Here is a 22067-nt window from a genome sequence, read left to right on the forward strand (position 1 = left end):
TCATCGACTGGGCTCTGTTGGCGCTCTTTTGGCTCCTGACCTTCGTCCCCGGCGCTGCCGCCATCTGTGCCGGATGGGTCCCCCCGTGGTTCAGAAAGACGGTTTCATCGCCGCGTCTCGGGGGCTTGGCGGACGTTTGCATGGGCATTGGGGGCACACTCACCGTGGGTCCTGTGCATCGCCACTTGGGAGCGACGCCAATGACAGCATTCGCCACAATCGTGGGCTTCTGCTTTGTCTTCAGTGCCCTAGGTCTCTACCGACGGTCCTATCGACCCGAGCCGTCGAGGTCAACGGCATACGAACACTCAGCAGCCTCAGCCGCTGCTGTACAGCAGCGCAATACAGCAACTACCGCACCCACAACCGACCCCGACCGGCCGCAGGTGCCCAACTGACGTGCTTGGCAGACTTCAACGGCCGTCACGCCCATAGTTCGCATCGAGGGGGCCGCAGGGCGTGTTACCTCCGTGCTGGAACGGACAGGGACGCACGGGGAATCGATGTTCGCCAGGGTGTGCACCGCCCCATGCTGCCCAAGGCAGGGATTCCCAGGCTACGTCTATGGTCCCCCAGCCTCGATCCTCAAGTGACTGCCGCAAGTTCGGGCCCTGTAGTGGCTGGCTCCACGCGTCACCAGACTGTGATCTCTTCACAACTTCATCACATGTAAGATCTCGCCGGATGGCAGAGGGGCCTCTACCTGCGAAAACGACTGCTGGTACCCCTTCAGTACCGACGGAGCAGCGCACGTGGGCAGAAGTAAGGCATGTTTGATCACCATTTCACTCGCCGTGGCACTAGTGGGGTGCGGCAAGAGTGACTATTGGGCTGGCACGGGACCTTCACAGTCAGCCACCTCGGCGAGCCGCAAGACGACGTCGGTCAAACCGGAATCTCCCCGCAAATCTGATGCAGGATCTTCGCGGCCCAGCATCTCGCCCAGCATCAAAAAGGCATCGCCCAAATCGGATCCGCCACAGCCGAAGAAGGTAACCCTTTCCCTTGGGGAGATCGCCGACACCCCTGACACCCTGGCACAGTTCAAGGAATTCGTTGCCGAGTATGGAACTGCCGAGCAGAAGACCGCAGTAGCGCACCTGAAGAAGTGGCGGGGATACTCGCGGAAGGCCTACCCGGGCATCGAGGCCGAGTCTGACTTTCCAACAGTGGACTATGAATCGGATGGCGCTACGGACGAGGCTTGGGCATTGGAGGAGCAATCCCAGTACATCGCGGCAGCGTTTGCGGCGTGGTGGAAGATCGATGAGCCGTCGGTCATTGCGGTCTACGACCGCGGGGGCAAGTACACGGCCGGGCTCTCCTGCATTCGGACCGACAGTTTCGAGGTTCACGGATCCTGTGTGTGACTGACGCCCGGCGGATCATTCAGTGACGCCTTCCCAGCAGACTTCGCTGGGTGTCCTGGCCCCCTGAGTCGAGTTGACTGCCACCAGGTCAAGGCGGTGAACTGCACGCCTCGGGATGAAATAGTCCACGTGCCACAGTCGTGCCACATCGTGCGGTCAACCACGGTCAACGACGGCTCGCCACAGTCGAGGTGCGCCGTTCGCCTGGGCTGCCGCTACAGCTGTAGTGACCTGGAAGGACATGCCGACGACCACGCCCGCCCTTACAAGGCGGATGTCGGCGGTTCGAAACCGTCCGCGCCCACCAGGCCAAAGACCCCCAGCCGATCATGGCTGGGGGTCTTTGACATCCCGATCTGACATCAGTGCCGTGGCTACTCGCGCTGCAGGCGCCGTGTGAGCAGCCGGTCCATGTGACTGACGGCTTCGCGCTGCGTGTCCTGGACGACGTGCGCGTAGACGTTCATCGTGACGGCGATCTGGCTGTGCCCGAGGATCTTCATCACGACGCGGGCCCGACCCTCTGCGCCTTCGGTGCCGGGGTCGACCCCTGGGGCCGCAGCAAGCGACGGCCCATGAGTAGAGATCGGGAGACCGAGTCCGCCGGTCAGAACATGCCTTCGGCGGGGGCGCTCAGGCTCCGAGATGGCGGGGGCGCCGTTGGCGAGTGCCGGCCGAGTGTGGTGTGCGTGGGGTGCTCCCATCTCGTCTGCCGTCGACCCAGGCAGAGCCGAGCAGACGCGGCCCCTGGCGTCCAGGTCGTTCGTACAGTGGCGCGCTCCACCTGGACGCCAGGAACCACGCCCGCTCCACGGTGTGTGGGTCTACGGCAGACGGGATGGGAGCTGGGGCGAGTGGTGGGCTGGGGCAGAACGTCAGCGGCGCCTCGGCTCGCGTTCAGCCAGGCCAGCCAAAGCGAGGCCGAACACCCAGACAGCAGTGCCGAACGTCTTTACCGCCAAGTCGAGGTGTGGCGTGTTGGTCGAAGGGGCGCCAACCAGATAGATGGCGAGCCCGGCACCCGCGGTCAGTTGGGCCCAACCGAACATGACCGGTCGGCGGACGCTGCTGCGGTACAACGCCGGTAGCCAGCCCCCACCAAGGGTGGCGACTCCCCCGACGATCAGCACCGGCGCGCCGACCACCTCGATACATTGCAAAAACATGATCGGCCTCCACTTCGGAGCCGGATCCTGGCACACCCCCTGCGGTGCCCAGCCACACGCATGCAGCTCCTGCCCGGCCCGCGACGGACGTGCCCTTCCTGTGCCCGTTCAGCCGGGAAACTGCGGGGAGTCACGGTCGCTGGCGGACAGTGGGCATGAGAACGACCCCTGACCGATTTACCTGGTCAGAGGCCGTTCACCTGCGGTGGGTGTGGGATTTGAACCCACGGTGACTCGCGCCACGACGGTTTTCAAGACCGTCGCGATCTCGGGCTCCTTACCTCTTTGACCTGCAAGGCAACCCTTAGGGCGCCTCCGCAAGCCGCCCTCGGCCCATGCATGGCCCACTGGGGAGGGATTCCTCCACCGCGAGCCTCCTGGCAGCCGCCCGGATCCTGAGCACCGCACCGACCTCTCCGCCTCGCGGGAGGCGGGGGTTGTCTGATGCCCCATTGTGATTCGCGGGTGTACAACCCCGTGCGGATGCCGGCTGTCTGTAAGGCGCTGAAGGGATGAACCTTCGGTGCTTTTCCGTAAGGAGATTGGGGATCAGGTGGGGAAGCAGGTCTGGAGAGTCGTCGTGGCCGGTTGTGCGGCGGCGGTGTTCACGGCCGTGGCCGCGGCGCCGGCCGGGGCGGCCGAGGGCGGGGTCTCGTTCTCCCGTGTCCAGGTGAACGGCGGCAAGTCGATTGTGATCGGGGTGTCGAAGGAGGTCGCGGTGCCCGCCTCCTTCCGGATGGCGACCACTCACAAGTGGAAGTGGCCAGCGGTGTTCCTGTACCGCGGTGGTGCGGGTGATCGGCTGTGGCACGCCATCGAGACGAGCGACTGCATCAAGGTGAGCTCGGGCGTCTGCGACTTCAACGAGACGATGTACTTCGACCCGAGCGTGTGGGACATGCATAACAGCGAGGCCGGGGCCTGGAAGGTCGGGGCCGAGGTGTACTTCGAGGGCGGCGGTGGTGACACCGACGACAAGGGTCTGACGGTCTACGTCAAGCGCAGCTCCCGCCTGACTGCCAACGCCTCGCCCGAACCGGTGTCCAAGGACAGGACCATCACCGTGACCGGAAAGGTCACGCGGGCCAACTGGGAGACCAGGAAGTACGCCTCCTACGGAGACCGCCTGGTGAGCCTGCAGTTCAAGCCTGCCGGCACCGCCTCCTACACCACGGTGAAGAAGGTGTACGCGAACGGCTCGGGTGATCTCAAAACGACCGTGAAGGCCTCCAAGACGGGTACGTGGCGCTGGGTGTACTACGGCAACACCACCACCGGGCCGTCGACGTCGTCCGGGGACAACGTCGTGGTGAAGTGATGTCCGCGGTACTGGCGGGCTGGTGGGGGCCGAGCCGGCGGTAACGGCTGCGACGGTAAAGGCGTCGGGTCCGCCGCGATCGCGGCGGACCCGACGCCTTGCGCTGGCCGACCGCGAGCGGCCGTGCACGGGCCTCAGTGCAACGTGAGCCAGCGCGCCGTGCGGACCATGAGGCCGGTCACCGCTCTGGTGGGCAGGGCCGGATCTCGATGAGGCGACGACGACCACGGTCTTCAAGACCGTCGCCGATAGAGGCCCGCACCTCGGATGACCTGCCGAAACCTGCTCGCAGTTCGCCGATCTCGCCCGGTGGGCCCGCACATGGCCCGCCCCAGGCCGTGCCACTCTCGCGCCAGAACGGACGGGGACTCACGGGGAATCAGAGCACGGAACGGGCAGTAGGGCCGCACTGCGCCACGCCATGGAACCCGCAGCTCGGGCCCGTGATAGCCCCACCTCGCTCCTAAAGTGATGGTGCTGTAGGTGCTAGGTGTATTGATCACGAGCGTTGTTGACACTGGCGGGTCTTGAACATGGCGAAGACCTCCGATGTGGTGGAGCTGTCTAGGACTGCACCGCACGGAGGTCTTCGTGTCCCACCGTAATGCCCGGCTGACCGTTCATGGCAGGCGGCTGCTGGTCGAACGTGTCTGCGCGGGCCGCCCGGTCGCTCATGTGGCGGCCGAGATGGGCGTCTCCCGAGCCACGGCCCACAAGTGGGTCCGCCGCTGGCGGGACGAGGGCGAACCGGGCCTCGCCGACCGCTCCAGCCGGCCCCGGACGACACCGCATCGCACACCTGCGGCCCTGGAGGCCCGGGTCTGCCAACTGCGGCAGGCCCGCAAACTCGGTCCCGCACGGCTCGGCCCGATCCTGGGCCTGCCCGCCTCGACCATCCACCGGATCCTGACCCGCCACGGCCTGAACCGCCTGGCCCACCTGGACCGGCCCACCGGCCAGGTCATCCGCCGCTACGAACGCGACCGGCCCGGCGAACTGATCCACATCGACGTCAAGAAGCTCGGTCGGATCCCCGACGGCGGCGGCCACAAAGTCCTCGGACGCCAGGCCGGCCGCGCCACCCGCAGCAGCATGGGCTTCGACTACGTCCACTCCGCCGTCGACGACCACAGTCGCCTCGCCTACAGCGAGATCCACCCGGACGAGAAGGTCGCCACCTGCGCGGGCTTCCTCACCCGCGCGGCTGCGTTCTTCCACACGCACGGCATCACCCGCATCGAACGCGTGCTCACCGACAACGCCTGGGCCTACCGCAAGGGCCTGGCCTGGAAACAGGCCCTCGCCGAGATCGGCGCGACCGGAAAGCTGACGCGCGCCTACCGGCCGCAGACCAACGGCAAGGTCGAACGCTTCAACCGCACCCTGCTCGACGAATGGGCCTACCTGCGGCCCTACACCAGCAACGACGAACGCACGGCCGCCCTGGACGACTTCCTCCACGGCTACAACTACCATCGCTGCCACACCGCCCTCGGAGGCCAGCCACCCATCAGCCGTGTGAACAACGCTGCGGGTCAATACAGCTAGGGCGTGTCCGCAAAGTCGTTGGCTCGTTGGTTGGTTCGTGGTGCGTCGTCATGAGTTGACTGATGAGTCGTGGGCGGTGATCGAGCCGTTGCTGGCTCCTGCCCGGATGGGTCGGCCGGTGCGGGACCGTCGCCAGGTGGTGAACGGGATCGTGTGGAAGCTGTCCACCGGGGCGGCCTGGCGGGACCTGCCCGAACGCTACGGTCCGTGGAAGACGGTCTACGAGCGCTTCCGTCGCTGGTCGGCCGACGGGACCTGGGACCGTCTGCTCGCCCACGTCCAGCAGCATTCCGACGCCGTGGGGGCCGTTGACCGGTCGGTCGTGTGCGTCGACTCCACGACCGTGCGGGCCCACCAGCATGCCGCCGGGGCCCGAAAAAGGGGACCTGGCCGGGCGAGGCGATCGGCCGGTCCCGCGGCGGACTGACCACGAAGATCCATCTCGCCTGCGACGGTCAGGGACGGCCTTTGGCCTTCACTCTCACGGCCGGCAACGTCAACGACTGCACCCAGTTCGAGCAGGTGATGGCCCGCATCCGCATCGAGCGGTGCGGGCCGGGCCGTCCGCGCACCCGGCCCGTCCTGGTCGCGGCGGACAAGGGCTACTCGTCCACGAAGATCCGCGCCCACCTCCGCGGCCGGGGCATCAAAGCAGCGATCCCCGAACGGATCGACCAGATCAACGGCCGTATCCGCCGCGGGGAGAGCCGATGCCGGCTCAACCGCGCGGCCTACCGTCGCCGCAATGTCGTCGAACGCTGCTTCAACCGGCTCAAGCACAACAAAGCCCTGGCCACCCGCTACGACAAACGCGCCCGCCACTACCAGGCCCTGGTCACCATCGCCTGCCTACGACTCTGGCTCCCCCGCCAGTGCCGCCACACCCTTTAGCGGTAGGTCCGCACGGCCGGGCCGCTCCTCTTGCTCTTCGTCTTGATGCCTTGAACCACGCCTGCTCCACGGTGTGCAGGTCGACGGCAGACGGGATGGAAGCCGGGGAGCGTGGTAGGTGGAGCAGACCGTGTCTGTACCGGGTACAACCTGCCTAGTAATGAACGGAACAATTCAGCCGAGGCTCGGGCGGGTAGGTCCTTGGCGCCGACCTCGCAGAGCTTCCAGGAGCGCTCCCAGGGCAAACGACTGGACCAAAGCACTGATGACGACCCCACTGACCAGGTACCAGACGGGCGCATCCATACCCCAAACCGCCCCGACGGCCCCGGCTGCCAGCAAGGAGGTGGGGGCGGCGAGAAGGAAGGGCCATATCCCAACGATTCCGGGATCCGAAACAAGCGCAGCAGTCACTTCGAACACGACGGACGCACCGACGAGCCCTAGATAGACAGCAGAAGCAACATTGGCGAAGGTCAGACGTACCAGGGTACGGGCGTTCATCGAGTGCCCCCAGAGATGTGATGTGGTGCTCTCCATGCTCCTGACGGGACCGTGACTCCAGCATGAGTATCCGTACTCACTTCGGTGTGCTTCGGCTCCAGTAGGCACTCAGACCGCGTTTGAGATCTGCCGTGTCACGTTGCTGAAGCGTTCGTTGAGCTCACAGTGAGCGGTGTTGGGGGTGGGTATCCGTCGGACCTGACGGATGAGCAGTGGGCGCTGGTGGAGCCGTTGCTTCCTCCGGCGCGGGTGGGCCCGAAGGGCGGTCGGCGGGAGAAGCATCCGCGGCGGCGGATCGTGAACGCGATCTTCTACGTGGTACGGACCGGATGCGCATGGCGGCAACTGCCAAAGGACTTCGCTCCGTGGCCGACGGTGTACTGGTACTTCACCTGGTGACACGACGACGGAACCGTTGAGCGCATCCATGACGCACTGCGCGGCAAGGTCCGTGAAGCTGAGGGCCGCGACGCGGAGCCGAGCGCGGACTTGATCGACTCGCAGGCCGTCCGCACCGCCGATACCGTTCCCGCTGCCACCAGGGGTTTCGATGCGGGCAAGAAGGTGAAGGGCCGCAAGCGGTTCATCATCACCGACACCCTCGGCCTGCTCCTGGCCGTCCACGTCGTCGCGGCGAGCATTCAGGACCGCGACGGCGCGAAACGGCCGCTGCTGTGGACCAGACTCGACCACCCTGGGTCCGGAAGGTCTGGGCCGACCGGGGCTTCGCCGGCCGCATGGTCGAGTGGACCGCCCAGATCCTCGGCCGCCAGCCGGAGATCGTCCGCAAGGCCCCCGACCGGCGCGGCTTCCAGGTCCAGCCCAAGCGGTGGGCGGTGGAGCGCACCTTCTCGTGGCTCACTGCCCACCGCCGCCTCGCCCGGGACCACGAGACCAGCCCTGCCCATTCGGAGACGATGATCCGCTGGGCGATGATCGGCACCATGGTCCACCGCCTCACCCGAGGCCGACCGGCAACCCGACCAGGCCCACGACCGCTCTCTCGCACCGATGCCTGCGGGCTCAACCGCCTTACGGCGGAAGGCTCTCCGCTCACTTCATGAAGGCAATCACCAACGGGTCCGACTCTGGCGTGATGTAGTCGTATGTCGGGGAGTCGACATGACAGTGATCGCTTGCATCCGCCTCGGAGGCGAAGCCCTCGATGTTGTCGGCGAGAAGGTCGAGAGCTTCTCGCCCTCCCCGGATCCTCAGGATCTCGTCCTCCGCGACGATCGAAGCGGTGTCGCCCTCCGGTTCCTCCCGGAACGCGATCTCGGACAACGACCTTTCGTAGGGAAAGGGGTGCCGGTTCTCAGAGAGATCGCAGCTTCCGGCCTTCCCCCGCAGCAGGTGTCCGAGCGCCAAGAGCTCTGGACGCGCCCCGGAGAGCTCGAGCTCTCTGGTCTCCCCGCTGTACAGAACCTGCAACATCTCATCGCCTCCGGTCTGCCGACCCTACCGATCACCAAGGTGGATCATCCTCCCGGCCCTTCGGCCTCAGTCTGGCTTACGGCTCCCCGGCAGATCTCAAACGCGGTCTCACATGCGGGGCAGCCGTTCGCGGCGGTCCATCAGGCACTTGACGAAGCGCTGCAAGACGAGGGCGCTCAACGTGTCGTGCCCCAGGTCGTCGAAGAGTTGGCGCGCCAGATCTCTGGTTCAGCGACCGAGTGAAGAGGAGCGGCAGGGTGAGTGTCCAACTGCGTGACAACGCCCGCGTACAAAGGCGGACAAGCGCGGACGCCCACGGACCATCGACGCAGGTGAGAGGTACACCAGCCCCAGGCAGCGCCCGGACCCAAGTTGCTTCGGGACGAAGCGGTCCTCGTGCCACAGCCGTGCCACATCGTGCGGTCAACCACGGTCAATGACGGCCCGCCGCAGTCGAGATGCCCGGTTCACCTGGGCGGGCCCTGGAACCGGAGCGACCTGGGGAACTCCGCCGCCGGTCGCGGCCGGTGGCTTCCAGGCCAAGGCTCCAGGTGTGGGCCGGCGCAGACAGAGCCCATAGGGTCCCGCCCATGGTGACTGCGACTGTCCGCGAGTGGAACGACGAGGAAGGGTGGGGCGTGCTCGACTCCCCCGAGACCCCCGGCGGCTGCTTCGGCCACTACTCCGACATCCGGATGACCGGCTTCCGTACGCTGTCGCCCGGACAACAGATTGACCTCACATGGGAAGCCCCTGGCTTCAAGCAGGACGGGTACGACTACCGCGCCGTGAGCATCGTGCCTCGGCCCGCCTGACATCCATGTCTGACATCAACGCCTGACATCAACGGCGGCAGACGACCACGGCCCCCGGCAGTCCGCTACGCCGCCGCACCCTTTACCGCTGCACGCAGTGGCGCCCCATGGATCGAACTCCTGAAGCGGTGCTCAACTCGGTGCAACGGCAGGGGCCTCCGGAGATCCACCGGTGGCGATCATGGGCTCAAGTCGAGCTGTGTGATGATGCGCTGAACATGGCCGGCCCCGGGGAGGGCCGGGTGCGCGAGAAGGGTGGGGCCCGTCGTGGGCAAGGGTGGGGAGTCCATACCGGACGAAGAGTGGGAGCGTTTCCTTCGCGAAGCCGAAGCGGGGACCAAGGGCGCGCCCAAGGAGCCGTCGGCGCGAGCCCGTATGGTGGCGCGGCGCCTGGAGGAGACCGACCGACCGGAGCCGTGGCGGAGTCATCAACCGGCCCGGCGGCAAAGAGGCAAGGGATGGTACGCCGTCGGTCTGCTGGCTGCGGTCGCCTTGCTGGTCGTGGCTCTGGATCCCGGGCGGGTGACGGGATGGTTCGGAGGCGGGGGCGGCGAGAGTACGCCGCTCGCCGTGGAATCGGAACGCCCGGATCAGCCACCACCGACGGAAGCAGCAGCCCAACAAGCGACCTTGGACGAGCCGTTCAAGGGGTCGCCCGCGGTGCGGTGGGGTGACGGGACAGCTGGGATCGGTATGCCCGAGGCGCAGGCGACCGGCTGGATGAGCAAGGGGCAGGTCGCACAAGCACTCAAAAAGACCCGGGACTTCCTCGACGCGTCCAGTCTGGATCCTGGTGTGCTGCGCGGGGAGATGCCGAAGAAGGCGATCGCGTTGATCAATCCTCATCAGAAGGATGTCCAGGAGTACCTGGCGACCGCGTTCCGTTCGCCGAGCCGTGAGAACGATCCTCTGCTGCTGTTCAGCCGGTTCGAGAGGTCGAAGGTCCGGCTCGTCGGGGATGTGGTCAAGACGCGGGGGCGGATCACCTACCGAGAAGGCAAGCGCGGTGCGGTCGAGGTGACCACCGATGTCACGTACGTGTATCCGGTCGTACGCGCTGCAGCGGGAAGCGACGAAGTCGTGCGCACGATCGTGCGCCGCGAGGTCGTGATGAGTTGGGACGACCCGGCGAAGGTCGTCATCGAGCCGGGTACGTTCTCCTTCGTCTCCTACAAGGTGGACAGCACCAACGGCGGCTGCGACACCTTCACCGGCTACCTCACCCCCAAGTTCGAGGCGGAGCGCGCGACTTCGAGCCCGGGAGACGGTCCTGAGGTCGACCCCTACAGCCGGAGCAAGTCGATGGAAGCGCGCATGCGGGAGGCCGGCGACGCGGGGTGCGGAACGGCCACGCGAGAATGACCGGCGCTGACGACTGCTTGCGGTGCATCAGTTCGCGGGTGGTGGCGCCCCGGGGGGCAGGGAGAGTGCTGCCCGTGTGCCGGAGATCGTGAGCCCGGGTCTGGCCTCTGCGCGCTTGCTCCGCCGACTCTCCGGCTTCTACAAGAACATGAAGCTGGGAGTCGTGGCCCTGGCCGTCCGTCGCGAGCCATCGGTCGGCATCGAGCGCACGCCCGGCGAGCCCAACTGCCGTTGCCTGGACTACGCCCGACGAGGTCCAGGAGCGCACGCGCCGAGCCCCGTGACCGGCGTGCCGACGGGAAGCGGCTCGCACCGTGCGCTTTCAGCGGGTCAACGTCACCAGACCCAGAATCGCCAACCCGGCTCCCACGAAACCGCATTGCAGTCTCATGCGTCCGAGGCTCTTCCAGGGCGTCCCCCAAGGGGTCCGGTAGCGCGGTGAGAACGTCACGTCCGCCCAGTCCCGTACCCACACGTCCACGCCGCGGTAGCCGCCGGCCACCACGAGGAGCGCGCCGCCCGCTGTCAGTGCGAGCACGCCAACAAGAAGCACCCGTTTCCCCTTCCCCGCCAGGATCGGCCTCGGCACCGCGGCATTGTCGCAAGGCGCCGACTGGAAGGCGTCGAACGGTCGGGTGGACGCCGGGATCGGGACAGGGATCGTGCCTCACCGTACCCGTACGGACACTGCCCGCTCCCGCCTTTCCCGCGGATGGTCATCGACGCGGCGGCCCGTGGCTATCGTCAGCGCCCTTACGGCCCCTGCCCCTCGCTGTGCGCGAGCGTCGGCTCATGCCCGAGAGCAGGGCCGTGCGTGCGGGGGAGCGCGCAGCAACAGCGACAAGGGGGGCCGGTACGTGGCACGGAATCAGAGACCTCGGCCGACGGCGGAGGACAGGAAGAACACTCAAGTCGGCTGCGGCATCCTGCTGGTGGCGCTTCTGGTGGTCGGCGGATGCAGTGCGCTGATCAACGGGGACGACGACTCGTCGTCCGGTTCTTCGTCCTCGTCATCCGTCCACGACGGGTCATCCGGCTCCGGGGGCGGGGCGGCGAGCGTCACGGTCGGTGATTTCGTCGGCATGGAGCTCCAGACGGCCCAGGACGCGGCGCAGGGCGACGGCATCCACGCCCTCGACTCGACCGATGCCACCGGCCAGGGGCGTATGCAACTCCTGGACCGCAACTGGACGGTCTGTGCCCAGACGCCCGCGGCCGGCGAGACGATGAGTACCGATGACACGCTCACGTTCGACACCGTCAAGTCCAGCGAGGGGGAGACCTGCGGTGACCTCGCGGCGTCGGGCGGCAGCGACGGCGGCGGCGACTACGGCGAGGACGACTCCACCGCTGCCGCCGGCGCGGGGAATGACGGGAGCGACGACAACTCGTCCTCCGTCGCCGGTACCGGGGACGACGACAGCGTCAACTCCACCGGCGGCGGCTCCAGTTCATCGACAGGCGGCTCCGACGCGGCCGAGAGTGACTCCAATGCGTCCTCGTCCTCATCTTCGTCCTCGGGCGGCTCGCCGCAGGCGCCCGTCGGCGCCACCGCCCTGTGCGGCGACGGTACGTACAGCTATTCCGCGCACCGGCGAGGTACGTGCTCGCATCACGGCGGAGCGTCGCGCGTGTGCTTCAGCCGCATCCGGGCGTCCACCTTGTCCGGAGGTGTGATCTCCGACCAGAAGCGGTGGCCGGACACGAATACGGTGAGCTCGCGCTCGCGCTGCCGGAGCTTTTCCACCTCGGCCTGTTCGTCGTCGGTCCAGCCGGGGGAGGCGGGGCGCTCCACCTTGCGCCACCCACCGGTGTCACTGAAGCCGTCCAGCGGCTCCACCGACCAGGGGAGTCGTTTCAGCAGGGCCAGCAGCTCGGCCCGGACCTGGTGCAGCTCCTCCTGACCGGCGAGGAGGTCACTTGGAAAGTCATAGGTCGCAGCCACGCGGCAATGCTACGCCTGTTCGATTTTGAGGTGCGAGTTCCTTCCGGGACTTCACGCGAACGGGTGTTCCGAACGCGTGTTCCAGTAAGGGTGGGAATCTCGCCCGGGGCAAGGGTGGCGGATCGGGGCTCTCGCCCGCGGTGCGGATGGTGGACGGTGATCCGACCCGCCACCGGGCTGCCGTTTTGAGTAGTCGGGACTGCGCAGTTTAACTGGACAGCCTGAACTGAACAGCCTGAACTGGACAGTTTGGGCTGGGCGATCTACGGTGGCGGTATGACTGTGAGCGGCAAGGGGTCGAACGAAGCGGGCGTCTCGGATTCCGCGGCGCGGGCCGCGCAGGACCTCCGGGTCGCGTTCAGCCTGCTCCGGCGGCGGATCCGCGAGGTGTCCGAGGCGCAGGACCTCACGCCCTCCCAGATCTCCGCGCTCACCCTGGTGAGCAAGAGCGGGGCCGCCACGGCCAGTGCGCTGGCGGCGGCCGAAGGGGTGCGCCCGCAGTCGATGGCCGCCACGCTCGCGGCCCTCGACCAGTTCGGACTCATCCAGCGCAACCCCGACCCCGGGGACGGCCGGCGCCAGCTGGTGACGCTCACGGATGCCGGCCGCGAGCGCGTCGAAGGCACCCGGCAGGCCCGTTCGGAGTGGCTCGCCCGAGCCTTCGAGGAGCGCTGCACGGAGGACGAGCGGCAGACCGTCATCGAGGCCATGGCGCTGCTGGAACGGCTCACCCGGTCGTGATCACCACGCTCCGCGACTGGCTCCAGCACCGGAGCACCCCCGCGCGTCACCGCCCGCCCGACCGGTTCGACCGCCGGCTGATCGCCCCGATGGTCCTCGGGTCCGTACTGAACCCCGTCAACTCCTCGATGATCGCCGTGGCACTGGTGCCGATCGGCAGGGCGCTCGGAGCGTCCCCGGCGGAGACGGCGTGGCTGGTCTCCGGGCTGTATCTCGCCACCGCGGTGGGGCAGCCCGTCATCGGACGTCTCGTCGACCTGTACGGGCCCCGCCGCCTCTACCTCGTCGGTACGGCCATGGTGGGCGTCGCCGGACTCCTCGGCGCCCTCTCCCCGAATCTCGGCGCGCTGGTCGCCGCCCGGGTGCTGCTCGGACTCGGCACCTCGGCCGCGTATCCCGCCGCGATGCACCTGACCCGGAGCGAGGCGGAACGCACCGGGCAGAGCAGCCCGGCCGGCGTGCTGACCGCGCTCGCCGTCTCCGCGCAGACCGTCGCCGTGGTCGGGCCGACGCTGGGCGGCCTGCTCATCGGCGTGGGCGGCTGGCGCACCATCTTCCTCGTCAACGTGCCCCTGTCCCTGGCCTGTCTGGTCCTCGGATCCCTGCGGCTGCCGAAAGCCGCGAAGCCGACGCCGACGGAGTCATCCGCGTCCGCCTCGCGTGGTGTCGACCTCGTCGGCATGGCCCTGTTCACCGCACTGCTCGTCTCTCTGATGCTGTTCCTGATGAGACCGCGGGCCGCCGACTGGTACCTGCCGGTGCTCGCGCTCGTCGCCGGGGCCGCCTTCGCCCGGCGGGAACTCCGCGTTCCGGCCCCGTTCATCGACCTGCGGGTGCTCGGCGGCAACGGACCGATGCTCGCCACCTTCCTGCGCCAGTTCCTCAGCTACACCACCGCGTACGCCTTCCTCTACGGGTTCACGCAGTGGATGGAGGAGGGGCGTGGGCTGCACGCGGCCGGTGCCGGGCTGGTCCTGCTGCCGCTGTCGTTGAGCGGACTCGTCGTCTCCGGCGTCACCGGACGGCGGGAAGCCGTCCGCGGCAAGCTCGTGGTCGGCAGTCTCGTCCAGATCGCGGGCTGCCTGGTGCTGCTGACGATGAACTCCACCAGCGCGATCTGGCTGCTGGCCGGCGTCGGAGCCCTGATGGGCGTTCCGCAGGGTCTCAATGGCCTGGCCAATCAGAACGCCCTGTACCGGCAGGCCGACCCCGCCCGGATGGGCTCCGCGGCCGGACTGCTGCGCACCTTCACCTACCTGGGCGCGATGGCCGCCTCCGCCGCCGACGCCGCCTTCTTCACGCACGGCGCCGACACCGGCGGCCTGCACCATCTGGCCCTCTTCATGCTCGCCGGAGCAGTACTGCTCCTGGCGGTGACCCTCATCGACCGATCCCTTCGCGATCTCACCCCCCGAAAGGCCTGACCATGGCAGTCACCACGCTCGACCCCCGCACCGCGCTCGTCCTCATCGACCTTCAGCACGGCATCGTCGGCAACCCGGGCCTCGCCCCGCACGCCGCCGCCGACGTCGTGGAGCGCTCCGTCCGGCTCGCGGACGCCTTCCGCGGCCACGGCCTCCCGGTCGTCCTCGTCCGGGTCACCGCCGCCGCCGACGGCGCGGACGCCGTTCGCGGCCGGATCGACGGCCAGGGCTCCGGCCGCTCCTTCCCCGAGGGCTGGGACGTCATCGTCGACGACCTGGCCGGGCACCCCGGGGACATCACCGTGACCAAGCGGAACTGGGGCGCCTTCTACGGCACCGATCTCGACCTCCAGCTCCGCCGCCGCGGGATCACCCAGATCGTGCTGGCCGGCATCGCCACCAGCATCGGCGTGGAGTCCTCGGCCCGCGCCGCCCACGAACACGGCTACCACGTCACCCTCGCCACCGACGCCATGTCCGACCTCGACCCCGAGACGCACCGCAACAGCGTCGAGCGGATCTTCCCGCGCCTCGGCGAGACCGGCACGACCGAGGAGATCGTCGAGCTGCTCGACAAGACCCGAGCCTGACCGGCCGACGTCACCGGCCCGCAGGTACCTTGGGGCCGTGACCCTGGATGATCTTCGTGTGTTCGTCGCCGTCTGCCGGGCCGGGAGCCTGAGCGCGGTGGCCCGGGAACTGGGCTGCACGCAGTCGGCGGTGAGCCAGCACGTACGCCGGCTGGAACGCGAGGTCGGGCTGGGGCTCGTCGAGCGGCAGGCCCGGGGCGTGGTGCCCACCCGTGCCGGGCGGCTCCTCGAACGGGCCGCCGCCGACGGCATCGCCGGACTCGACCTCGCGCTGCGCGGGCTCGACGAACTGGCGCGCGGGGGCGGCGGTACGGTACGGATCGCCACCGGCGGCACCACCGTGCGGCACTTCATGGCCGAGGCCGTGGTCGAGTTCCGGGGGCGGTACCCCAAGGTCAGCCTGGAGTTCCAGACCGAGAACTCCAGCCGGAGCTGCTTCGACGCGCTCGCCGACCACGGGCTCGACCTCGCCTGGGTCACCCTCGGCCCTCCCGTACGCGGGGTCGAGCAGCGGACCGTCGCCGAACTCCCCTGGGTGCTCGCCGTACACGCCGACCACGAACTCGCCACGCGGGAACGGATCGAGGCGCGGGAGCTGGCCGGACTGCGGATCGTGGGGTTGCCCGAGCGCTCCACCTCCCGTGCCCATCTCGACTCCGCCTACCGGGAGTTGGGGATACCTACGGGCACCTCCGACACCAGTGTCGCGGACTGGGACACCGCGATCCTGCTCGCCGAACTCGGGCTCGGCCACGCCGTCGTCCCCGCCCTGCCCGGCCTGCCCGGACCCGGCCACCCCCGCCTCCGCTTCCTCCCCGTACCGGCCCTGCCGCCCCTCTCGGTCGGCTGGGCCGTCCGCCGCTGGGACGCCCTGTCACCCGCGGCGCACGCCTTCGCCGACACGGTGGCCCGGCACTGCTCGGGCGCCGGGACGACGGCGGGGGACTGACCCCGCCACCGGTCCCACGACACCCGGACGCCGTCGGGCACTGCCCCCGCCATCCCTGTACGGCGCCCACGCTCTCGGTCCCGCCGTAGCGCCGTATCGCTGCCGTCCCGCCGTCAGTTGCCCGTGCCGGCGATCGGCGTCAGGCGCCGGACCAGTTCGCTCGCCACCGGTACCGGCACCCCGGTCCGCGCCGCCGCTCGCAGCAACGCGCCGCCGATCGCGTCGAGTTCGAGTGTCCGGCCCGCCTCGGCGTCCCGCTGCATGGAGGACTTGGTGGCCGCCGGGAAGGCGTCGTAGCGGGCGAGGGCGGTCGCCGGATCGGTGGCGGCTCCGCACGCACGGCCCACTGCGGCCGTCTCCTCGACGAGAGCGGCCAACTCCTCGCGGTGCACCGTGCGTACGTCGCCCACCGGCACCCCGTACCGCGTCGTCAGCAGCGCGAACGGCGCGAGGAACGACATCTTCGCCCAGAGCGTCGCCGACTCCCCGTCCTGGACCCGGGCCCGCGCTCCGGCCCACTCCAGCGCCCCGGCGAGTGCCTCGACCCGCGCTCGGGGCGCGACGTCGGCGGTCAGATCGAGCTCGGCGAACGGACTGCCGTGCTCGATCACTCCCGGAGCGACCCGCGTCGACTCCACGCGGATCACCGCGGGGGCCACCTGCTCGGAGCGGTAGCGCTCGCGCAGCAGGGCCGGATGCTCGACACCGTTCAGGAGCGGGACGATCAGGCCCTCCTCACCCAGGGCCTTCGCCGGGAGGCGCTCCAGCGCGGCGTCCAGGGCCGTCGCCTTGACGGCGATCAAGCACACGTCGGCCGGCTCGCGCAGTTCGGTGTCCGCCTCCACCCGCGCCGTGAAGTCGCCGAAGTGGCCGCTGCGCACCTCGATGCCGTCCGCGGCCAGCTTCCGCACGGTCTCGTCACCGGCGAGGCAGATGACCCGGTGACCGGCGCGGGACAGGAGTGCCGCGAGCAGCCCGCCGACCCCTCCCGGACCCAGCACAGCCACCGTCAGCGCGTCGTTCGCCATGGATCCTCGCTTCTCTCCACGGGACCCGAACGGGCCCCCGGAGATCGTCACAACTCGCGGCGATCCGAGTCAATCCTCGGAGAAGCTTGCCGAACTCCAAGCAATCGCAAGGGTGTTGCGGCGAACCGGACCGCGCCCGCCGCTAGGGCACCCGTACCGAGGCCCCGGGCTCCAGCAGTCGCAGCCGGTCCGTGAGCCCCGCTCGCGCGAACGCCGTCGTCAGCGTCGCACCGTCCTCGGTGAAGTGGCCCCAGTGCTCGAAGTGCAGCGGGACCACCCGGACGGCGCCGAGGATCTCCGTCGCCCGTGCGGCGTCCTCGCTGGTCAGGGTGAGCGGGGCGTCCGGCACCAGCGGGGTGCGCGCCGCGCCCGCGAACAGCACGGCCACATCGAAGGGGCCCTGCTGGTCCGCGATCTCCCGTACGACGTCCAGGGACGCGTTGTCACCGCTCACGTACACCTTGGGCAGGCCGTCCCCGGACAGCACGAAACCGGTCACCTCTCCCACGAGCGGCAGCGAGCCGTCGGGTCCGTGCTGCGCCGGAACGGCCGTCACGCGCAGGGTTCCGCCGTCCGGACGCGTCAGTTCGACGGACTCCCAGGGGCCGAGGGCGCGCACGGGCGCGCCGATCCGCTCGTACGCCGACGCCGTCGACAGAGTCACCGGGGCGCCCTGGAGAAACCCGCGCCCGGACGCGTCCAGGTTGTCGGGGTGCTGGTCGTGCGAGAGCAGGACGGCGTCGACCGGTCCGAGCTTCTCGGCCGGGAGCGCTGGTCCTGCGGTCTTCACCAGCTTCCGCGCGCCGACGGGGTACTCGCCGGGGGCGTCGAAGGTCGGATCGGTCAGAAGCCGCAGGCCGCCGATCGCGATGACGGCGGTGGGACCGCCGACGTAAGTGATCTCCACTGAGGTCATGTTCTGCTCAATCCACGGATCCGGCGGCGGTATTCCCGGCCGTGGCGGGCCGCCTTTCGCGAGCGGTGACCAGGACGGCGCCGGACGCGCGAGACTGGACTCATGTGCCGCAGCATCAAGACACTTCGCCCGCCCGCGATCCCCGAGGAAGCGACCGAGGAGGAGATCCACGCCGCCGCTCTCCAGTACGTCCGCAAGGTCTCCGGGTTCCGTGCCCCGGCCGCCCACAACCGTGAGGCCTTCGACCGCGCCGTCGAGGCGGTCGCGGCGGCCACGGCCGAGTTGCTCGACCACCTGGAGGTGCGCGGGGCGGCGGCCCAGCGCGCGGGATGACGCACCCGCAGCACGGAACCCGGCCGCCGCCCTGAGTGCGCGCACCCCGCGCACCCCGCGCGGCACGCGGGCCACGGGCTCACGGCTTCGGCCGCACCCCGTGGTCGGCGTGCCCCCCGTACCCGTGATGCCGGTGCCGGCCCGTGCGGTGGCTCAGGCGCCGGTTTCCTGCTCCCGCAGCGCGGGCCGGCGTACGACATAGGCCGCGCCCGCCCCGGCGACGAACAGCGCCCCCACCGAGATGGCCGTCGTGAGCCAGGTGGCGCCCAGCCACTGGCCGCCGAAGTAGCCGAGGGCCACGCTGTAACCGGCCCACGCCAGGCCGGCGAGGACCGACCAGGGCAGGAAGTCGCGGACCCGGCGGTGCGCGGCGCCCGCGCCGAGCGAGACGACCGAGCGGCCGGCCGGCGCGAACCGGGCGACGACCACGAGCACACCGCCGCCGCGCGCCAGGACCTCGCCGAGACGTTCCTGCGCCCGGGTCAGGCGGCGGGACCGGGCGATGGCGCGATCCAGACGGTCGCCGCCACGCCAGGCGAGGCGGTATGCGACCAGGTCGCCGAGGACCGAGGCGGTGGCTGCGCAGAGAGTGAGCGCCAGGATGTCGGGCACGGCGTGGGGGACGTCGCCGGTCGCCGTGGCGGAGCCCGCGGCGGCCGTCGCCGCCGTGATGACCAGGACGCCACTCGGCAGGACGGGCAGGAAGACGTCAAGAACGATGGACACGGCGATCACCGCGTAGATCCATGGGCTGCTTGTCAGCGACCCCACACTCTCCAGCACCGGACTCTTCCCCCGACTCCCCCGTAAGCCCGGCCGCGCCGCTACTCGCGGGGAGTGGCATGGCAGCCATACAGCCATACAGCGTACGCCGCGGATGGGTCGGAAGATCCTCCGGGGACGCATGTGTCGGTCACATCACGTCCACGCCTCCGCACGCTCCGGTACGCCGTACGGCGCCGGCAACCGCAAGGAATGGACCTATTCCGGGGTGATCCGGGACTCCGCCACCGTCGTCAGCCGGGCCGCTCGGCCCCTGGGACCGGCACCGCCGCCCCGCACCGGCTGCGCCTGTTCGAGACGCAGGGAGGCCGAACGGCCGTGCAGGGTAAGGGTCATGAGCTGATTGCCGAACCAAGGGCCGCCGGTTTTGCGCCAGTCGACCGGCGGGTGTCCGCAACGGCCGTGCCGGGCAAGGAGAGTACCGAGCAGCCGGGCCGGGCGGCTCCAGCCGAAGCGGAAGCCGAGCCGTACGGAGAGCGGGATGGAGTTGTGGACGGGGGAGCAGGTCAGCTGGAGAACCCGGGCGGAGGGCTGCTCGGCGGGGTCCGCCCAGACCGGATCGGCGACGTAGGCGTGATGCACGTCTCCCGACAGCACGCACACGGTCGCCGGTGCCCGCTCGCCCGAACCGGCCTCGGCGATCAGCTCCGCCAGCTCCCCGAACGACTCCGGGAACGCCGCCCAGTGCTCCAGGTCGGCCGCGCGCCGCAGCCGCTCGCCGAACCGCGCCCAGCGCCCGCCCCGCTCGCCCCGGCACAGGGCGGCGTCCCACGTCTCCACGTGATGGATCAGCGGGGGCAGCAGCCAGGGCAGCGACGTGCCTATCAGCAGATGGTCCCGGGAGCCCGGAGCCTCCAGGGCCTGCTCGCGCAGCCAGGCCGCCTCCCCGGGATCGAGCATCGCGCGGTGCTTCTCGTCCAGGACTCGGGCCGCGCGGGTGTCGAGCATCAGGACACGGGTCCGGCCGAAGTCGCGGCGGTAGCTCCAGCGGACCGAGGCCGGGTCGGCGTCGGCCTGGGCGGCGAAGGCGCGCAGCACGTCCGTGCCGTCGGGGGTCTCGCGTACGGCCGCGTACAGGAGGTCCGCGGAGAGCTCGGCGGGGGAGAGGTTGCCGAGGTGCTGGTGGACCCAGTACGACATCAGGCCGCTGAGCACCCGCTCGCGCCACCACGGGGTCGCCCGGATCTCCGCCAGCCATGCCTCGCTGGTGTTCCAGTCGTCGATGACGTCGTGGTCGTCGAAGATCATGCAGCTCGGCACGGTCGACAGCAGCCAGCGGATCTCGGGGTCGAGCCAGGATTCGTAGTAGAGGCGGGTGTACTCCTCGTAGTCCGCGACCTGATGGCCCGGGGGGTCCGCCAGACCCCTTCGTGCCGCGATCCACGCGCGGGTCGCCCTGGAGACCTCGTCCGCGTACACCTGGTCGCCCAACAGCAGGAGCACGTCCGGGCGTTCGGCGTCCGGAGCCGAGGCGATCCGGGCGGCGAGGGTGTCCAGGGCATCGGGTCCCACGGGGTCCTTCTCGTCCGCGGGCGGCGAGGCCCAGCGGCAGGAACCGAAGGTGACGCGGACGACGGCGTCGTCGCCCTCGGGGGTGCGGACGACCGAAGGGGGAAAGCGCGAGTCGGGCAGCGGCCACACGGCCGCGCCGTCCAGCAGGATCTCGTACGGGGTGGCCGTGCCCGGTGTCAGTCCGTCCACCGGCACCAGTGCGTAGTGATGGCCCGCCACCTGGAAGGTGCGGGCCCGTCCGCGGGTGCCGTCCGCGCAGCGCACCTCGGCGGTGCACGGGCGGCTCGCCTCGACCCAGAAGGTCGCCGACGAGCCGTCCACATACCTCAGCAGCGGTCCCAGACGCAGCTCGGCCATGGTGATCCCCCTCCTCCGTCGCCCCGTACGGTACGGAACGACGGAGGCCTGTGGGGAGGTTCCGGAGACCGTGGGAACACCGTGGGGGGACGGTGTCCGGAACCCTGGCGGCCTACGGCCGCCGGTCTGCGCCGAGGGTGCGGGTCGGGGTGCGGTCAGCAGCCGGCCAGGACCGAGGTCAGCTTCGACTTCTCGGCGGAGTCGACCTTCAGGTTGTAGTAGTACTTCACCTGGACCCAGGCGCGGACGTAGGTGCAGGCGTACGCGGTGCGCGAGGGCATCCACGTGGCCGGGTCCTGGTCGCCCTTGGACTGGTTGACGTTGTCCGTGACGGCGAGGAGCTGGGGGCGCGTCACGTCGTTGGCGAAGGCCTGGCGCTGGGCGGTGGTCCAGGCGCTGGCGCCGGAGTCCCAGGCCTCGGCGAGCGGTACGAGGTGGTCGATGTCGAGGTCGGAGGCGGCGGTCCAGGTGGCGCCGTCGTACACCGAGTACCAGCTGCCGCTGGTGGACGCGCACGCGGAGTCGGTGACGACGTTCGAACCGTCGCGCTTGAGGATGTACTCACGGGTGTTGCAGGTGCCGCTGATGGTGATCCAGGTGGGGAACAGATCACGGTCGTAGCCGGTGCGGCTCTCCGTCGCGACGGTGAGGGACGCGAGGTAGGTGCGGGCGGTGGCCGCGCTGACCGGGGTGGGGAGGGCGGCGGAGGCGGTCGGGCCGGTGAAAACACTGGCCATGGCTATCAGACCCGTGATGCCTGCGAGTATGCTCAGTCGTCGACGCGCGTAGACCTTTGGCATGCGAACTCCCTTGTGGTGTGGGGGTGTTGGAGTGCGGGCGAACGAATGCTCGCGGCGTCGTGTTGCCGTGAGGTAAGTGCGCGGTTAGAAAATAATGACGCGTGCATGACATAACAAGGTTCATGACAGAACTTTCTCCGGCGTGAGGACGTCCGGGACCCGGGGGACTTCCGGCCCTGTGGGGCCGCCGCGCGGGTCGCGTACTATGGACGGCGCAGAAGGGGAGTAGCTCTTCGCCGGACCGTCGACATACTGCTCAGCTCGTCTGAGCCGGCGCCCGG

22 protein-coding genes and 3 pseudogenes are annotated in these 22067 nt (G+C 69.3%); 13 read left to right on the top strand and 12 right to left on the bottom strand.

Going from position 1 to position 22067, the window contains the following annotated elements:
* The first annotated feature begins 752 nt into the window (after positions 1-752).
* On the top strand, positions 753-1370 hold the full coding sequence (locus OG780_RS28710; protein WP_328452940.1) for a hypothetical protein: 618 nt from the start codon (positions 753-755) through the stop codon (positions 1368-1370).
* 374 nt (positions 1371-1744) lie between these two features.
* Here the strand turns inward: OG780_RS28710 and OG780_RS44680 are convergent, their stop codons facing one another.
* Both OG780_RS44680 and OG780_RS28720 read right to left on the bottom strand, forming a co-directional pair.
* The gene (locus tag OG780_RS44680; protein WP_443062335.1) at positions 1745-1873 is read right to left on the bottom strand and encodes an integrase; all 129 of its coding nucleotides are present in this window, start codon (positions 1871-1873) and stop codon (positions 1745-1747) included.
* A 372-nt stretch (positions 1874-2245) separates the two neighbouring features.
* Complete coding sequence (locus OG780_RS28720) at positions 2246-2536, bottom strand: hypothetical protein (RefSeq protein WP_328452942.1); 291 nt, start codon at positions 2534-2536, stop codon at positions 2246-2248.
* 553 nt (positions 2537-3089) lie between these two features.
* Between OG780_RS28720 and OG780_RS28725 the strand changes: the two genes are divergently transcribed.
* The 3 genes and pseudogenes from OG780_RS28725 (at position 3090) to OG780_RS28735 (ending at position 6293) form a co-directional block, all read left to right on the top strand.
* A complete protein-coding gene (locus OG780_RS28725; RefSeq protein WP_328452944.1) occupies positions 3090-3854 on the top strand; it encodes a hypothetical protein in 765 nt (254 codons plus the stop codon).
* A gap of 591 nt (positions 3855-4445) precedes the next feature.
* Positions 4446-5402, top strand: a complete 957-nt coding sequence (locus tag OG780_RS28730) for an IS481 family transposase (RefSeq protein ID WP_328452946.1) — start codon at positions 4446-4448, stop codon at positions 5400-5402.
* Positions 5403-5442: 40 nt separating this feature from the next.
* Positions 5443-6293 (top strand): annotated as a pseudogene (locus tag OG780_RS28735) (IS5 family transposase).
* 174 nt (positions 6294-6467) lie between these two features.
* On the opposite strand, the gene OG780_RS44685 reads toward OG780_RS28735, so the two are convergent.
* Positions 6468-6833 carry an SCO4225 family membrane protein gene (locus OG780_RS44685; RefSeq protein WP_443062222.1) on the bottom strand — a complete coding sequence of 122 codons (366 nt, stop codon included), beginning with the start codon at positions 6831-6833 and terminating at the stop codon, positions 6468-6470.
* A gap of 90 nt (positions 6834-6923) precedes the next feature.
* Here OG780_RS44685 and OG780_RS28740 point away from each other — a divergent pair.
* Positions 6924-7861 (top strand): annotated as a pseudogene (locus tag OG780_RS28740) (IS5 family transposase).
* Here OG780_RS28740 and OG780_RS28745 read toward each other — a convergent pair.
* Positions 7851-8231, bottom strand: coding sequence for an Imm32 family immunity protein (locus tag OG780_RS28745; protein WP_328452948.1), 381 nt, complete (start codon positions 8229-8231; stop codon positions 7851-7853). The pseudogene OG780_RS28740 and the gene OG780_RS28745 sit on opposite strands and share 11 nt — an antisense overlap.
* A gap of 590 nt (positions 8232-8821) precedes the next feature.
* Here OG780_RS28745 and OG780_RS28750 point away from each other — a divergent pair.
* Both OG780_RS28750 and OG780_RS28755 read left to right on the top strand, forming a co-directional pair.
* The gene (locus OG780_RS28750; protein WP_328452950.1) at positions 8822-9046 is read left to right on the top strand and encodes a cold-shock protein; all 225 of its coding nucleotides are present in this window, start codon (positions 8822-8824) and stop codon (positions 9044-9046) included.
* A 267-nt stretch (positions 9047-9313) separates the two neighbouring features.
* The gene (locus OG780_RS28755) at positions 9314-10408 is read left to right on the top strand and encodes a hypothetical protein (RefSeq protein ID WP_328452952.1); all 1095 of its coding nucleotides are present in this window, start codon (positions 9314-9316) and stop codon (positions 10406-10408) included.
* 322 nt (positions 10409-10730) lie between these two features.
* Here OG780_RS28755 and OG780_RS28760 read toward each other — a convergent pair whose 3' ends face one another.
* On the bottom strand, positions 10731-10946 hold the full coding sequence (locus OG780_RS28760) for a hypothetical protein (protein ID WP_328452954.1): 216 nt from the start codon (positions 10944-10946) through the stop codon (positions 10731-10733).
* 369 nt (positions 10947-11315) lie between these two features.
* Complete coding sequence (locus OG780_RS28765; protein WP_328452955.1) at positions 11316-11657, bottom strand: hypothetical protein; 342 nt, start codon at positions 11655-11657, stop codon at positions 11316-11318.
* Here OG780_RS28765 and OG780_RS28770 point away from each other — a divergent pair.
* Positions 11635-11991, top strand: a pseudogene (locus OG780_RS28770) (DUF3761 domain-containing protein); the annotation flags it as partial. The gene OG780_RS28765 and the pseudogene OG780_RS28770 overlap by 23 nt on opposite strands.
* Positions 11992-12020: 29 nt before the next feature.
* On the opposite strand, the gene OG780_RS28775 reads toward OG780_RS28770, so the two are convergent.
* Positions 12021-12353 (bottom strand): hypothetical protein, encoded by a 333-nt coding sequence (locus OG780_RS28775; protein ID WP_328452957.1) that lies wholly within the window; start codon positions 12351-12353, stop codon positions 12021-12023.
* Positions 12354-12629: 276 nt separating this feature from the next.
* Here OG780_RS28775 and OG780_RS28780 point away from each other — a divergent pair, with 276 nt between their 5' ends.
* From OG780_RS28780 to OG780_RS28795, 4 genes are read left to right on the top strand one after another with little or no spacing between them, the layout of a single operon-like run.
* Positions 12630-13094 (top strand): MarR family winged helix-turn-helix transcriptional regulator, encoded by a 465-nt coding sequence (locus tag OG780_RS28780; protein ID WP_328452959.1) that lies wholly within the window; start codon positions 12630-12632, stop codon positions 13092-13094.
* A complete protein-coding gene (locus tag OG780_RS28785; protein ID WP_443062223.1) occupies positions 13091-14518 on the top strand; it encodes an MFS transporter in 1428 nt (475 codons plus the stop codon). Before OG780_RS28780 ends, OG780_RS28785 begins: the two co-directional genes overlap by 4 nt.
* Positions 14519-14520: 2 nt before the next feature.
* The gene (locus OG780_RS28790; protein ID WP_328452961.1) at positions 14521-15108 is read left to right on the top strand and encodes a hydrolase; all 588 of its coding nucleotides are present in this window, start codon (positions 14521-14523) and stop codon (positions 15106-15108) included.
* 37 nt (positions 15109-15145) lie between these two features.
* Entirely contained in the window at positions 15146-16057 is a 912-nt protein-coding gene (locus tag OG780_RS28795; RefSeq protein ID WP_328452963.1) for a LysR family transcriptional regulator, read from the top strand.
* 113 nt (positions 16058-16170) lie between these two features.
* Here OG780_RS28795 and OG780_RS28800 read toward each other — a convergent pair whose 3' ends face one another.
* Together OG780_RS28800 and OG780_RS28805 are read right to left on the bottom strand one after the other, a co-directional pair.
* Complete coding sequence (locus tag OG780_RS28800; RefSeq protein ID WP_328452965.1) at positions 16171-17085, bottom strand: ketopantoate reductase family protein; 915 nt, start codon at positions 17083-17085, stop codon at positions 16171-16173.
* Between the two features lie 142 nt (positions 17086-17227).
* A complete protein-coding gene (locus OG780_RS28805) occupies positions 17228-18001 on the bottom strand; it encodes an MBL fold metallo-hydrolase (RefSeq protein WP_328452967.1) in 774 nt (257 codons plus the stop codon).
* Positions 18002-18103: 102 nt separating this feature from the next.
* Here OG780_RS28805 and OG780_RS28810 point away from each other — a divergent pair, with 102 nt between their 5' ends.
* Positions 18104-18334 (top strand): DUF2277 domain-containing protein, encoded by a 231-nt coding sequence (locus tag OG780_RS28810; protein ID WP_328452969.1) that lies wholly within the window; start codon positions 18104-18106, stop codon positions 18332-18334.
* 153 nt (positions 18335-18487) lie between these two features.
* Here the strand turns inward: OG780_RS28810 and OG780_RS28815 are convergent, their stop codons facing one another.
* The 3 genes from OG780_RS28815 to OG780_RS28825 form a co-directional block, all read right to left on the bottom strand.
* Positions 18488-19117, bottom strand: a complete 630-nt coding sequence (locus OG780_RS28815) for a DedA family protein (RefSeq protein WP_328452971.1) — start codon at positions 19115-19117, stop codon at positions 18488-18490.
* Positions 19118-19315: 198 nt separating this feature from the next.
* Positions 19316-20986 carry an alkaline phosphatase D family protein gene (locus OG780_RS28820; protein ID WP_328452973.1) on the bottom strand — a complete coding sequence of 557 codons (1671 nt, stop codon included), beginning with the start codon at positions 20984-20986 and terminating at the stop codon, positions 19316-19318.
* Between the two features lie 155 nt (positions 20987-21141).
* Positions 21142-21786, bottom strand: coding sequence for an HNH endonuclease family protein (locus OG780_RS28825; protein ID WP_328452975.1), 645 nt, complete (start codon positions 21784-21786; stop codon positions 21142-21144).
* Positions 21787-22067: the final 281 nt, after the last annotated feature.

The organism is Streptomyces sp. NBC_00386, from assembly GCF_036063235.1.
Taxonomy (GTDB): Bacteria; Actinomycetota; Actinomycetes; order Streptomycetales; family Streptomycetaceae; genus Streptomyces.